This is a genomic window from Streptomyces malachitofuscus, from assembly GCF_055571035.1.
In genome coordinates this window covers 13,334-25,376 of record NZ_JBVIGA010000026.1, presented here as the reverse complement: position 1 = coordinate 25,376, position 12,043 = coordinate 13,334, and the positions used below count along the sequence as shown (strand labels likewise).

10 protein-coding genes are annotated in these 12,043 nt (G+C 69.3%); 7 read left to right on the top strand and 3 right to left on the bottom strand.

Features of this window, described 5'->3' with window-relative positions; all coding sequences use genetic code 11:
* Nucleotides 1–57: 57 nt before the first annotated feature.
* On the bottom strand, nucleotides 58–1,056 hold the full coding sequence (locus tag ACZ44S_RS30990) for a helix-turn-helix transcriptional regulator (RefSeq protein ID WP_466934772.1): 999 nt from the start codon (nucleotides 1,054–1,056) through the stop codon (nucleotides 58–60).
* Nucleotides 1,057–1,157: 101 nt separating this feature from the next.
* Between ACZ44S_RS30990 and ACZ44S_RS30985 the strand changes: the two genes are divergently transcribed.
* Both ACZ44S_RS30985 and ACZ44S_RS30980 read left to right on the top strand, forming a co-directional pair.
* Entirely contained in the window at nucleotides 1,158–1,580 is a 423-nt protein-coding gene (locus tag ACZ44S_RS30985) for a VOC family protein (protein ID WP_466934769.1), read from the top strand.
* Nucleotides 1,581–2,248: 668 nt separating this feature from the next.
* Nucleotides 2,249–3,496: a serine hydrolase domain-containing protein gene (locus ACZ44S_RS30980; protein WP_466934767.1), complete on the top strand. Its 1,248-nt coding sequence runs from the start codon at nucleotides 2,249–2,251 to the stop codon at nucleotides 3,494–3,496.
* 101 nt (nucleotides 3,497–3,597) lie between these two features.
* Here ACZ44S_RS30980 and ACZ44S_RS30975 read toward each other — a convergent pair whose 3' ends face one another.
* Nucleotides 3,598–4,347, bottom strand: a complete 750-nt coding sequence (locus ACZ44S_RS30975; RefSeq protein ID WP_466934764.1) for an SDR family NAD(P)-dependent oxidoreductase — start codon at nucleotides 4,345–4,347, stop codon at nucleotides 3,598–3,600.
* Nucleotides 4,348–4,474: 127 nt separating this feature from the next.
* Between ACZ44S_RS30975 and ACZ44S_RS30970 the strand changes: the two genes are divergently transcribed.
* Nucleotides 4,475–4,909, top strand: a complete 435-nt coding sequence (locus tag ACZ44S_RS30970; RefSeq protein ID WP_466934762.1) for an Rrf2 family transcriptional regulator — start codon at nucleotides 4,475–4,477, stop codon at nucleotides 4,907–4,909.
* A 59-nt stretch (nucleotides 4,910–4,968) separates the two neighbouring features.
* Here the strand turns inward: ACZ44S_RS30970 and ACZ44S_RS30965 are convergent, their stop codons facing one another.
* Nucleotides 4,969–5,997 (bottom strand): LacI family DNA-binding transcriptional regulator, encoded by a 1,029-nt coding sequence (locus tag ACZ44S_RS30965; protein ID WP_466934759.1) that lies wholly within the window; start codon nucleotides 5,995–5,997, stop codon nucleotides 4,969–4,971.
* Nucleotides 5,998–6,412: 415 nt separating this feature from the next.
* On the opposite strand from ACZ44S_RS30965, the gene ACZ44S_RS30960 reads away from it, so the two are divergent.
* The 4 genes from ACZ44S_RS30960 (at nucleotide 6,413) to ACZ44S_RS30945 (ending at nucleotide 12,023) form a co-directional block, all read left to right on the top strand.
* Nucleotides 6,413–7,723: an extracellular solute-binding protein gene (locus ACZ44S_RS30960; RefSeq protein ID WP_466934757.1), complete on the top strand. Its 1,311-nt coding sequence runs from the start codon at nucleotides 6,413–6,415 to the stop codon at nucleotides 7,721–7,723.
* On the top strand, nucleotides 7,720–8,625 hold the full coding sequence (locus tag ACZ44S_RS30955) for a carbohydrate ABC transporter permease (protein ID WP_466934754.1): 906 nt from the start codon (nucleotides 7,720–7,722) through the stop codon (nucleotides 8,623–8,625). Before ACZ44S_RS30960 ends, ACZ44S_RS30955 begins: the two co-directional genes overlap by 4 nt.
* 1 nt (nucleotide 8,626) lies before the next feature.
* Nucleotides 8,627–9,523, top strand: coding sequence for a carbohydrate ABC transporter permease (locus ACZ44S_RS30950; protein ID WP_466934752.1), 897 nt, complete (start codon nucleotides 8,627–8,629; stop codon nucleotides 9,521–9,523).
* A gap of 121 nt (nucleotides 9,524–9,644) precedes the next feature.
* Nucleotides 9,645–12,023 carry a beta-xylosidase/alpha-l-arabinosidase gene (locus tag ACZ44S_RS30945; RefSeq protein WP_466934749.1) on the top strand — a complete coding sequence of 793 codons (2,379 nt, stop codon included), beginning with the start codon at nucleotides 9,645–9,647 and terminating at the stop codon, nucleotides 12,021–12,023.
* The last annotated feature ends 20 nt before the right edge of the window (nucleotides 12,024–12,043 follow it).

The following is a 12,043-nucleotide window of genomic DNA, read 5'->3' as shown; positions in this document are numbered from 1 at the left end:
GAGCTCGGCCCTGCCCCACCGACGCACGGGGCAGCACCTCCGCGGTGGGTTGCCTTCTCACCGCGTGCGCCCGGCCTGGGGACCTCCGCCGCGGGCGGCCCTGGCGTAGCGGGCGGCGAGGTCTGCGCATGCGGTGGTGAGCTCGGGTGGGCCGACGACGTCGACATCGGCGTCGAAGCGGCCGACGGCCGCGGCGAGCCCGATCCATGACCAGGAGCCGAGGGTGAGTCGGCAGTGGCGGGGACCGAGTTCCTCGACGACTCCGTCATGGACGAACGGTGCGACGTCGGCGGCAGGCAGGTGCAGGACGACCTCGCCCACGCAGGGCCAGTCGCCGGCGGTGCCGTCGTTGCCCCGGAACCGGCTGGTGATGAAGGCGGCGACGTCACCGCCGGGCAGTTCCCGAGGGGTGAAGCGAGGGCCGGTGGGTGTGCGGGGGCGGATGCGGTCGATGCGGAACGTGCGCCAGTCCGCACGGTCGAGGTCCCAGGCCACGAGGTACCAGTGAGGGCGCCGGGCGACCAGGTGGTGGGGCTGTACTCGACGGGCGTCTGCGGCTGACGTGTTCGTCCCCGGTGCGTAGTCGAAACGCAGTTCCTCGCGGGCGTCGATGACGCGGCTCAGTTCTGTCAGAACCCGGGTATCGACTTGGGGTGTGACGTCGGCGGCGGGCGGCCGGACGGCGGTGACGCGCAGCAGGTCGATGCGGTGACGCAGGCGGGGTGGCATCACCTGTCTGACGGTGGCCAGGGCGCGGGACGCGTCTTCGGCGACCGCGGTGTCCGCGGCCGCGGTCTGGAGTGCGACGGCCAGGGCGACGGCCTGGGCGTCGTCGAACAGCATGGGCGGCATGCGAGTGCCCGCCTCCAGCCGGTAGCCGCCGCCCGGTCCTTTGACGGTCCTGATCGGGTAACCCAGCGCGCGCAGGCGGTCGATGTCACGGCGCACGGTGCGCGACGTGATGTCGAGGCGCTCGGCGAGATCGTTGCCGGGCCAGTCACGGTGCGTCTGAAGCAGCGAGAGCAGCGCGAGCAGACGGGAGGACGTCTTGTGCATGCGTTCCATCCTGCCCGCGGTACCGGACACATCCTGTCCTCTACCTCTGTGATCGTGGCGTACGAGCCGTTCGACGGCATCCCATCGAGACAAGGAACAACATGTCGATTGCAACCACGACTCATCTGAACTTCCGGGGCGCCGCACGTGATGCGCTGGACTTCTACCGGTCCGTCTTCGGCGGACGCATCACCGTGGTCACCTACAAGGACGCGGACGCGGTGCAGAACGAGAGCGAGGCGGACCGGGTGATGTGGGGCGAGGTGGCCGGCGACAACGGCTTCCGTGTCATGGCCTACGACGTGCCCTCGCACCTGCCCTGGAGCCAGGGCGAGAACCCGTTCTTCGTCTCGGTACGCGGTGACGACGCCGAGGAGATCAAGACCCTGTGGGCCAAGCTCGCCGAGGGCTCCACCCTCGTGCGTGCGCTGGAGCCCGCGCAGTGGTCGCCGCTGTACGGCATGCTCACCGACCGGTTCGGCGTCACCTGGGTCCTGGACGTCGCGTCCGCCTACAACGGCTGATCCGGCCTGGCCTGCCCGCGCGACCTCGACGGGGGGCAGTGCCGAGCCGTTCGGGCGGGTAGAAGTGACGTGACGCAGGGGGACACCGACGTCCGAAACACACGGTGACTGTCGGGGCTGGGGAGCATGAGCGGTAGGCGCATGGTGGGGCACTCGTGTCGGACTTACGGCCGCCCCAACGCCTACAGCCTGCACCCTTGGCGTGAACGGTACGCCGGACTGTCCGAGTACCGACAGCGGCGCGGCTGGGACCACTCGTTGGGCAGGTATGAACAGCAGGGTTGGTGCTGCCCGGTATGTGGTGACGAGTGGTCCCAGCGGGTCGGGCAGCGCCGAGTGAAAACGTTCTGCTCCATCGCTGCCGCCGCTGCGGACGGGTCGTCCGTTGGACGCTGATGACGGAGTGAGCGCGAGCCCGCCCCCGTTGTCGCTGGGCCGTCGGCGAGGTACGCACATGACCCTCGAAGGAACCGCCTTCGAAGGACGTCCATGGGCATTGCAGGAGGCGGATCACCGGTTTCGAGCGCCAACGGTCCGGTAGCAGGGACGCCCCCAGGGTGCCTGGACACCGCCGGCTCAGGCCGACCCCGCGCTCGGGTTAACCTCAGGCTGAGAACTCGAGGCTGCCGGATGGTCCCGGTGTGGTGACGCTTCGTAGCGTCTGAGTCATGGCAATGAAGGCACAGAAGCAGTCCCGACGTCAGGCGGGAGCACGGGTGGCGCTGACCATGGCAGCCGTCGGTGCCCTGGGTGTAGCCACCGTGCCCGGCCCAGTGGCCCGGGCCCAGGACTACGAGACCCGTACGGCGGGCGCCACTCGCTTGCAACGGGATGCCGACGCAGTGCGCGACACAGGTGCCTCCGGACTCGTGGTGCGGACGCGAGACGGTGCGGGGCACGTCCGCCAGGCGCGATCGGGGGTGGCCGATCTGGACGAGGGCGGAAGGATCCCCTTCGACGCCTACTACAGGATCGGCAGCGACACCAAGACCTTCGTGGCGGTGGTCGCCCTCCAGTTGGTGTCCGAGGGCACGCTGAGTCTCGGTGACACGGTCGAGAAGTGGCTGCCGGGAGTGGTCGCGGGCAACGGAAACGACGGAAGCCGCATCACGGTGCGCGACCTGCTTCAGCACACGAGCGGTCTGGTGGACTACACGGATGTGCTGTTCGGTGACCCCGCCGATCTGACGCCCGAACGCTTCCGCTCGCAGCGCTTCACGGCGCGCACCCCTGAACAACAGGTGGCCTTGGCCATGTCACGCCCACCCGGCTGGCTGCCGGACGCCGACGCATCGAAGAAGGAGATCCGCTGGGACTACTCCAACACCAACTACCTGCTGACCGGCATGATCATCGAGCGTGCCACGGGCCGTCCCTGGGCGCAGGAGGTCCACGAGCGCATCATCGAACCCCTCGGTCTCCGCCACACCATGACCCTGGGCACCTCCGCCTACATCCCCCGTCCCACCGCCACCGCCTACACACAGTTCCCCGGACGCGACGATCTGACCGACACCACGGTCTCGGTGGACGGCGGTGCGGACGGCGGCATCGTCAGCACGACCTCCGACATGAACACGTTCCTGCGCGCGCTGATGGCCGGCACCCTGCTGCCTGCCGATCAGCTGAAACAGATGCGCACCACCGTGCCCGCACCCGGCATGGCGGGCAGTGACGAGGCGCGTTACGGACTCGGTATCGCGTGGCGCCCGGCCGAGGGCTGCGAGCGCGGTGTCTGGTACCACGGCGGCACCTCGTTCGGAACGGTGTCCGAGGCCGCCGTCACTCCGGACGGCCGGGCGTCGGCCGCCGCTGCCGTCTTCACCACCCGCTATGGCGACGAGAAGCGCTTCACGGAGCAGGCCGACGCGACCATCCGCCTCATCGACGAGGCCGTGTGCGGCGAGCGCCGTTAGCGTGCTGCCTCACATGGGGACGTTCCGCGCACACGCGGGGCGTCGACGGCGCATGCCCCGGAGACACGATGTGCCCCAGGGCGCGCGGCAGGTATTCCGGTTCAGGCGTTGTAACCACCGTGGGCGTCGAGCACCGCGCCTGTGACGTACGAAGCGGCAGGGCTCGCCAGAAACGCGATCGCCGCGGCGACTTCTTCGGGGCGACCCACGCGTTGCAGGGAAAGCGAGCCGACCAGGGCCTTGAGGGTCTCGGGGTCCGGAGCGTCCATACCGCCCTCCATCAGTCCCGCCTCCACGACGTTGGCCGTGATGTCCCGGGAACCGAGGTCCCGTGCGGCTCCCATGGTGTACCTCTCTATCCCCGACTTGGTCGCCGCGTAGTCGGCGACGCCCGGGACACCGGCCCGGGAGCCCAGTCCGGAACTCACGGTGACGATCCGGCCGCCTGTGCGCAGCACTCGGGAGGCGGCCCGGATGACGGCGATCACGCCCAGGTAGTTGGTGGCGTGCATCCGGTCCAGTGCGGCGGTGTCGGCGTCCGGGTCGTCCACCGTGCCGTTCACCGAGATCGCCGCGTTGTTGACGAGGATGTCCAGGCCACCGAAGTGCGCGACCACGTCGTCGATCAGCGCCGGCGCGCCACTCGTGTCAGCCTGGTCGGACTTGAAGGCGACGGCCTTGGCCCCCTTGCCGCGCACTTCGTCGACGACAGCCTGCGCCAGCTCATCGGAGCTGATGTAGGTGAAGGCGACGTCGGCGCCCTGCTCGGCCAGCAGTCGTACGGTCGCGGCTCCCAGTCCTCGCGACCCCCCGGTGACCAGGGCGACCTTGCCCGTCAGTGGCTTGCTCATTCTTCTCACCTCGTTGTTGGACCCTGTACGGCTGTCGCAACGTTAATGGTTACAACAGCCTGTCGCAACCTTTGCTGTTACGACTGCGCTGTCCTAACATGAAGCGTTGCGGTCGAGAGGAGGGTCCATGAGCGCCAACAGTCGGCTGACCATTGCCGCCCACGCGCTGGCCTGGATCGGCCTCTATCAGCGCCGGGGCCATGAGGTCGCCACCTCCGAGCAGATCGCCACCAGCGCGAACACCAACCCCGTGGTGATCAGACGGCTGCTGGGCGAGCTGCGCAGGGCCGGGCTCGTCGAGTCCCGGCGGGGCGTGGGCGCGGGCTGGTCGCTGGCGCGCGAGCTGGGGTCGATGACCCTGCTCGACGTGTACGACGCCGTGGAGCAGGGCCCGCTGTTCGCGCTGCATCGCACCACCCCGGACCAGGACTGCGTGGTGGGCTACGGCATTCAGCCGGCGATGCAGGGCATCTACGGGGGCATCGAGCAGACCCTGAGGCGCGAGTTGGCCGGCGTCACGCTCGAGGACGTGCTCCGGGACGTACTCGCGGCGCCTCGCTAGCGTCCTCGCTGCACCCCGGCATCATGAGGATCCGGTACCCGACGACGTCTCACCTGCGCTCACCCGTTTGCCGGCGTCGCCTCGCGAGGCGGTGCCGTCGAAGCGCGTACCACGAGTTCGGTGGCGAGTTCGATGTGATGGGACTCGACCTTTTCGCCGTTGGCCAGTCGGAGGGCGGTGCGCAGGGCGGCTGCGCCCATCTCCCGGAGCGGCTGGCGCACGGTGGTCAGGGGCGGTGAGGCCATCTGAGCGAGGCTCGTGTCGTCGAAGCCGACCACGCTCAGGTCTTCGGGAACGCGCAGACCTCGGGCGCGAGCGGCCTCGATGACTCCGAGGGCGATCTCGTCGTTGCCCGCGAAGACCGCCGTAGGCGGTTCCTCCAGGTCCAGCAGCGCCTTTCCGCCGGTCAAGCCGGTCTCGTAGGTGAATTCTCCGGGCCGGACACAGTCGTCCGGTACCTGCGCTCCTTCGGCCTCCATGGCCGCGCGGTAGCCGTGCATGCGAGCCTGATTGCAGACGGCCAGGCTCGGTCCGCCGAGGTAGGCGACGCGGCGGTGGCCCAGGGAGAGCAGGTGCCGGGTCGCGGCCAGACCGCCGGCGAAGTTGGTCGCCCCGACACTGTTGACCCGGCTGTCCGGCAGGTGCAGGGGGTCCAGCACGACCAACGGCAGCCCGGACCGGGCCAGTTCGTTCAGGTGGGCCGCTGTGTACACGCTGGTGACCGCGATGACGGCGCGGCGCCCGGCCGAGACCAGGTCCCGGGCCCAATGGGGGGCGGTGGACGCCTTGCTGACCACCACCGAGGCCCCCGACTCGGCGGCGGAGTCGATGATGCCTTCCAGGGTCTCCGCCACGTACGACTTCAGGCCGCCCTTGAACTGCACCTCGATGGTCGGGCTCGCGACGGACTCGGTGTGGCGGAACACGGGCGCGAGGTAATCGTGTTGATGCAGCAGCTCCTGCACACGGATGCGGGTGTGCGGCGCAACGTCACCACGACCGTTGACCACTTTGGACACGGTCGCGACGGAGACCCCGGCCGCTTGGGCGATGTCCGCCAAAGTGGTGCGCCTGGCGTTCGGTCGCATCGGTTCCTCTCAGCTGTAGGTCCACCGGTGTGGTTACCCGCCGGTCGGCCCGGCCGCGCGGACGGAGCCGGTCAACCGTACCTGTGAAGGCAGCAACTCGTCCGGCGACGGCGGCACCGGACCTCGATGGCCCGGTGTGACCTGCACCGACAGTGTGTCAGTCGGCAGCCACTGCGTCACCCCCACCCTCGACCGACCATTTCGAAACAGTTTCGAGCTCCGGCAAGGTCCCTCGGGTGCCGATCAGACGCTGATATTGCGCGGACTTCGTCCACCCCGCAAGTCCGCTGCACGCATCTTGACACCGCAACAGATCGAAATCTAGCTTGCACCAACAGAGCTCGAAGAAGGCATTTTCGAAAACCTTTCACCATGACTCACGAGAAGCTGACAGCTCTCGAGTGCGGAGAAAATCATGGCGCTCTCTCGACGTACCCTCCTAGGCCTGGCGGCTGCCGTGCCGGTCTCCGCGGCGCTGACGGCGTGCGGCGGCTCGTCAGGACCCGGCAAGAGCGGTGGTGCCACGTACTGGTACCTGAACGGACAGCCGCAGGAAGGCGTCAGGGCCGGCGCCGTGGACGCGTTCAACAAGGCCCACCCCGACGAGCAGATCGACGACACGACCTACCAGAACGACGCGTACAAAACGAAGATCAAGACAGCCATCGGTGCCGGGCAGGCGCCCACCATCATCTGGGGCTGGGGCGGCGGGACGCTGCGCGCCTACGCGGAGGCGGACCAGGTCGAGGACCTCACCTCGTGGTTCGACGAGCATCCCGACGTCAAGAAGGGGCTGTTCCCGTCCTCGTTCGGTGCGGCGACCGTCGACGGCAAGATCTACGCGATGCCCTGCGAGACCGTGCAGCCGATCATCCTCTACTACAACAGGAAGGTCTTCGACCAGGTCGGGGTGAAACCACCGGAGTCCTGGGACGACATCATGGCGCTGGTGCCCAAGTTCAACGCCAAGGGCATAGCGCCGTTCGCGCTCGGCGGCCAGTCCCGGTGGACCAACATGATGTGGCTGGAGTTCCTGTTCGACCGCATCGGCGGCCCCGAGGTCTTCCAGGCGGCCATCGAGGGGGAGAAGAACGCCTGGTCCCACCCGGACGCCATCAAGGCGCTGACCGCACTGCAGGACCTGGTCAAGGCCGACGGGTTCGTCAAGGGCTTCTCCTCGATCACCGCGGACTCCAACGCCGACCAGGCGCTGCTGTACACCGGCCGGGCCGCCATGATGCTGCACGGCGCCTGGTCGTACGGCATCCAGCAGACCGACGGCGGGGACTTCGTCTCCAGCGGCTCCCTGGGCTACATGACCTTCCCGCCCGTCGAAGGCGGCAAGGGCGACCAGAGCAACACCGTCGGCAACCCCGCCCAGTACCTGTCCATCTCCTCGAAGGCCAGTGCCGACGAGAAGAAGATCGCGAAGGAGTACTTCGCCAAGGGCGTCCTCCAGGAGGAGGAGGTGAAGGCGTGGATCGGCAACGGGTCGGTCCCGATCCGACTCGGCACGGAGAAGCTGCTGGCCGCCTCCGACAACGCCGACTTCCTCCAGTTCACCTACGACATCGCCAGCAAGGCCAAGGTGTTCGTCCAGTCCTGGGACCAGGCGCTCAGTCCGACGGCCGCCGAGACCCTGCTGGACAACATCGTCAAGTTGTTCCAACTGTCGGTCTCACCCGAGCAGTTCGCCGGCAACCTCAACGCGGTCACCGCCGCATGAGTGCGCTCACCACTCGGCAGTCCCTCCGCGAGCCCCGCAGCAGCATCCTGCCGTGGCTCGCGGTGCCGGCCCTGCTCTTCTTCGTCGGCTTCGCCGTGATCCCGCTCATCGGTGTCTTCGCACTGAGCTTCACGACCTGGGACGGCATCGGCTCCATCCGTCTGACAGGACTGTCCAGTTGGCGCTCGGTGCTCACCGACCCCGGGCTGCCGCACGCCCTCTGGGTGACCTTCCTGGTGATGGCCGTGTCCTGGCTCGTGCAGACGCCGCTGAGCATTCTGCTCGGCACCTTCCTCGCCGGCCGCCAGCGCTACCGCGCGGTGCTGGGCGTGGTGTACTTCGTCCCGTTGATGCTCAGCTCCGCGGCGATCGCGATCGCCTACGAGGCCCTGCTGGACCCCAATTTCGGGCTCGGTGCGGGGCTGAACATCGGGGCACTCAGCAAGGACTGGCTGGGCCGGCCCGGGCTCGCGTTCGGAGTCGTCATCTTCGTCGTCTCCTGGCAGTTCGTCCCGTTCCACTCCCTGATCTACCAGGGCGGCGTCCAGCAGATCCCGAAGTCCCTCTACGAGGCGGCGCAGTTGGACGGAGCCGGACGGATCCGGCAGTTCTTCAGCATCACGCTGCCGCAGCTGAAGTACACCATCATCACCTCATCCACGCTGATGGTCGTCGGGTCGCTGACCTTCTTCGACCTCATCTTCGTCCTGACCGAGGGCGGCCCCGGCGACGCCACCCGGGTCCTCGCACTGGACATGTACAAGCGGGGGTTCCAGGCCAGCCTGATGGGACCCGCCAGCGCCATCGCGGTCATCCTGGTCCTCGTCGGGCTCGCCCTCGCCCTGCTGCTGCGCCGCCTCGGAGGCAAGGACGCCGGCGCGAGCCAACTCGAGGGGGCCTGACATGACCACCACGCTGACCAAGACTCCACGACCGCAGAAGGCCACGCACCGGGAGGGACAACGCTCCTCCCGCCCGGCGGCCCGCCGGCGCAACTGGGCCGGGGGCCTGGCCGGATGGCTCTGGCTCGTCGTCGTCGCCGTGCCCCTGTACTGGACCCTCATCACCAGCCTCAAGGAGCGGACCCGCTACTACGCGAGCAACCCGCTGCTGCCGTCGAGCGACCCGACACTCGAGAACTACCGGCTGGTCATCGAGTCCGACTTCCTGCGCTACTTCATGAACAGTGTCGTGGTGACCGTCGGCGCCGTGGTGCCGGCGGTCGTGGTCTCCTTCATGGCGGCGTACGCCATCGTCCGGGGCTGGCGCATGCGGGTCCTGCGCGCCATGAACGGGCTGTTCCTCATGGGCCTGGCCATCCCGCTGCAGGCGACGGTGATCCCTGTCTACCTGATCATCATCAAACTGGAGCTGTACGACAGCCTGACGGCGCTGATCCTCCCGTCGATCGCGTTCGCCATACCCCTCTCCGTGCTGGTGCTTGCCAACTTCATCCGCGACGTGCCCAAGGAACTGTTCGACTCGATGCGGGTCGACGGTGCCACCGAATGGACGACGCTGTGGCGGCTGGCGGCGCCGCTCACCCGGCCGGCCATCCTCACCGTGAGCATCTTCAACGCACTGACCATCTGGAACGGATTTCTGCTGCCGCTGGTCCTCACACAGAGCCCGGACCGCCGGACCCTGCCGCTCGCCCTGTGGACCTTCCAGGGCCAGTACGGGGTCAACGTCCCCGCCGTGCTCGCCGCCGTTGTCCTGACCACCCTCCCCGTCCTGGTGCTGTACGCCTTCGGCCGCCGCCAGCTGCTGAGCGGCCTGACCGCGGGGTTCAGCCGTTGACCCACATCCGTACGGCCGCGGACACCGGAGGCACCACGCGGTCCCCCGCGCCCCAAGTCCCACTCGATCACCGGTTCGCCCGTCCCGCCCTGGCCAAGGGTCCGACGGGCGTGGGAGGAAAGTGAACGCCGACGTGGCTGTAGAGAACACTTCCGCAATCGCCCTCTGGAACGACCCCACCGCCTCCCTCGCCGCGAGAGTCGACGCGCTCGTCGACGCAATGACCCTCGAGGAGAAGACCGCCCAGCTGTACGGAGTGTGGGTGGGCGCCTCCGACGAGGGCGGTGAAGTCGCCCCGCACCAACACGACATGGAGGAGGCCGTCGACCTCGACGTCCTCCTGCCCACCGGACTGGGCCAGCTGACCCGCCCCTTCGGCACGGTCCCGGTCGACCCCGCCCTGGGTGCCCTCTCCCTGGCTCGCACCCAGGCCCGGATCGCCGCCACGAACCGGTTCGGCATTCCCGCGCTCGCACACGACGAGTGTCTGGCCGGCTTCGCCGCCTGGGGCGCCACCGCCTACCCCGTCCCGCTGTCCTGGGGCGCCACCTTCGACCCGGACGTGGTGCGCCGCATGGCCGCCGCCATCGGCCGCGACATGCGGTCCGTCGGCGTTCACCAGGGACTCGCGCCGGTCCTCGACGTCGTGCGCGACGCCCGCTGGGGCCGGGTCGAGGAGACCATCGGCGAGGACCCCTACCTGGTCGGCACCATCGGCACCGCCTACGTCCAGGGCCTGGAGTCCGCCGGGATCGTCGCCACCCTCAAGCACTTCGCCGGCTACTCCGCCTCCCGCGCCGGACGCAACCTCGCCCCCTCCTCCATGGGGCCGCGTGAGCGCGCCGATGTGTTGCTGCCTCCCTTCGAGATGGCGATCCGCGAAGGCGGAGCACGCTCGGTGATGAACGCCTACACCGACACCGACGGCATGCCCTCCGCGGCCGACGAGGACCTGCTGACCGGGCTGCTGCGCGACACCTGGGGCTTCGACGGCACCGTCGTCGCCGACTACTTCGCCATCGCCTTCCTCAAGACCCTGCACGGCCTCGCCGCCGACTGGGCGGGCGCCGCCGGAACGGCGCTGCGCGCGGGCGTGGACGTCGAACTGCCCAACGTCAAGACGTACGGCGGACCCCTGACCGAGGCCGTCGCCGACGGCCGTGTCCCGGAGAAGCTGGTCGACCGCGCCGTGCGCCGGGTCCTCACCCAGAAGGTGACTCTCGGCCTGCTCGACCCGGACTGGGACCCCGTGCCGGCGGCGCTCGACGGGGCGGACCAGGACGACCCGAAGGCCCTGCGCGGCCGGATCGACCTGGACGGCCCGGAGAACCGCGCCCTGGCGCGCACACTCGCCGAGGAAGGGGTCGTGCTGCTGAGCAACGACGGCACCCTTCCGCTCGCAAGGCCGCGCCGCATCGCCCTGATCGGTCCCAACGCCGACGAACCCGTCGCCGTCCTGGGCTGCTACTCCTTCCCCCAGCACATCGGAGTCCGTCACCCTGGCACGCCCCTGGGCATCGAGCTGCCCACCCTGCGCGAGACGCTCGCCGCCGAGTTCCCCGACGCCGAGATCACCTACGCCCGCGGCACCGGCATCGACGACGGGGACCTCGCCGGCCTCGACGAGGCCGCGCGGGTGGCGCGCGAGGCCGACGTCGCCCTGGTGGTGCTCGGCGACCGCGCCGGGCTCTTCGGCCGGGGCACCAGCGGCGAGGGCTGCGACGTCGAGACGCTGACCCTGCCCGGTGCGCAGCAGCACCTGCTCGACACCCTGCTCGACGTCGGGACACCCGTGGTCACCGTGCTGCTCGCCGGACGTCCGTACGCCCTCGGCCGTGCCGTGGAGGAGTCCGCGGCGGTCGTGCAGTCCTTCTTCCCGGGGGAGGAGGGCACGCACGCGATCGCCGGGGTGCTCAGCGGCCGGGTCAATCCCTCCGGACGTCTCCCGGTCGGCGTGCCGCGCGGGCCGGGCTCCCAGCCGGGCACGTACCTCGGGGCGCGCCTCGCGCACGCCAGCGAAGTGTCCAGCATCGACCCGACCCCCGCGTTCGCCTTCGGCCACGGCCTGTCCTACACGCGGTTCGACTGGACCGATCTGACGGTGCAGGCCGAACAAGCACCGACGGACGGTGAGTTCGCCCTCTCCTTCACCGTCTGCAACACGGGTGACCGCTCCGGCACGGAGGTCGTCCAGCTCTATCTGCACGACCCGGTCGCCTCCGTGGTCCAGCCGGTGCAGCGCCTCGTCGGCTACGCCCGAGTAACACTGGAGCCGGGGGAGGCCCGGCGCCTGAGCGTCACGGTCCCGGCCGACGTCGCGTCCTTCACCGGACGCGACGGCCGGCGCGTCGTCGAACCGGGCGAGCTGGAGGTGCGGTTGGCCGCGTCCAGCGCGGATCCGCGCCTGACGGCCAGGGTCGTGCTCACCGGAGCCGAGCGCCACGTGGACCACACACGGTGTCTGCACGCCACGATCGTGAAGGAGCCGCTCACCACCTGAACCGGCGGTGCGCGGCGCAC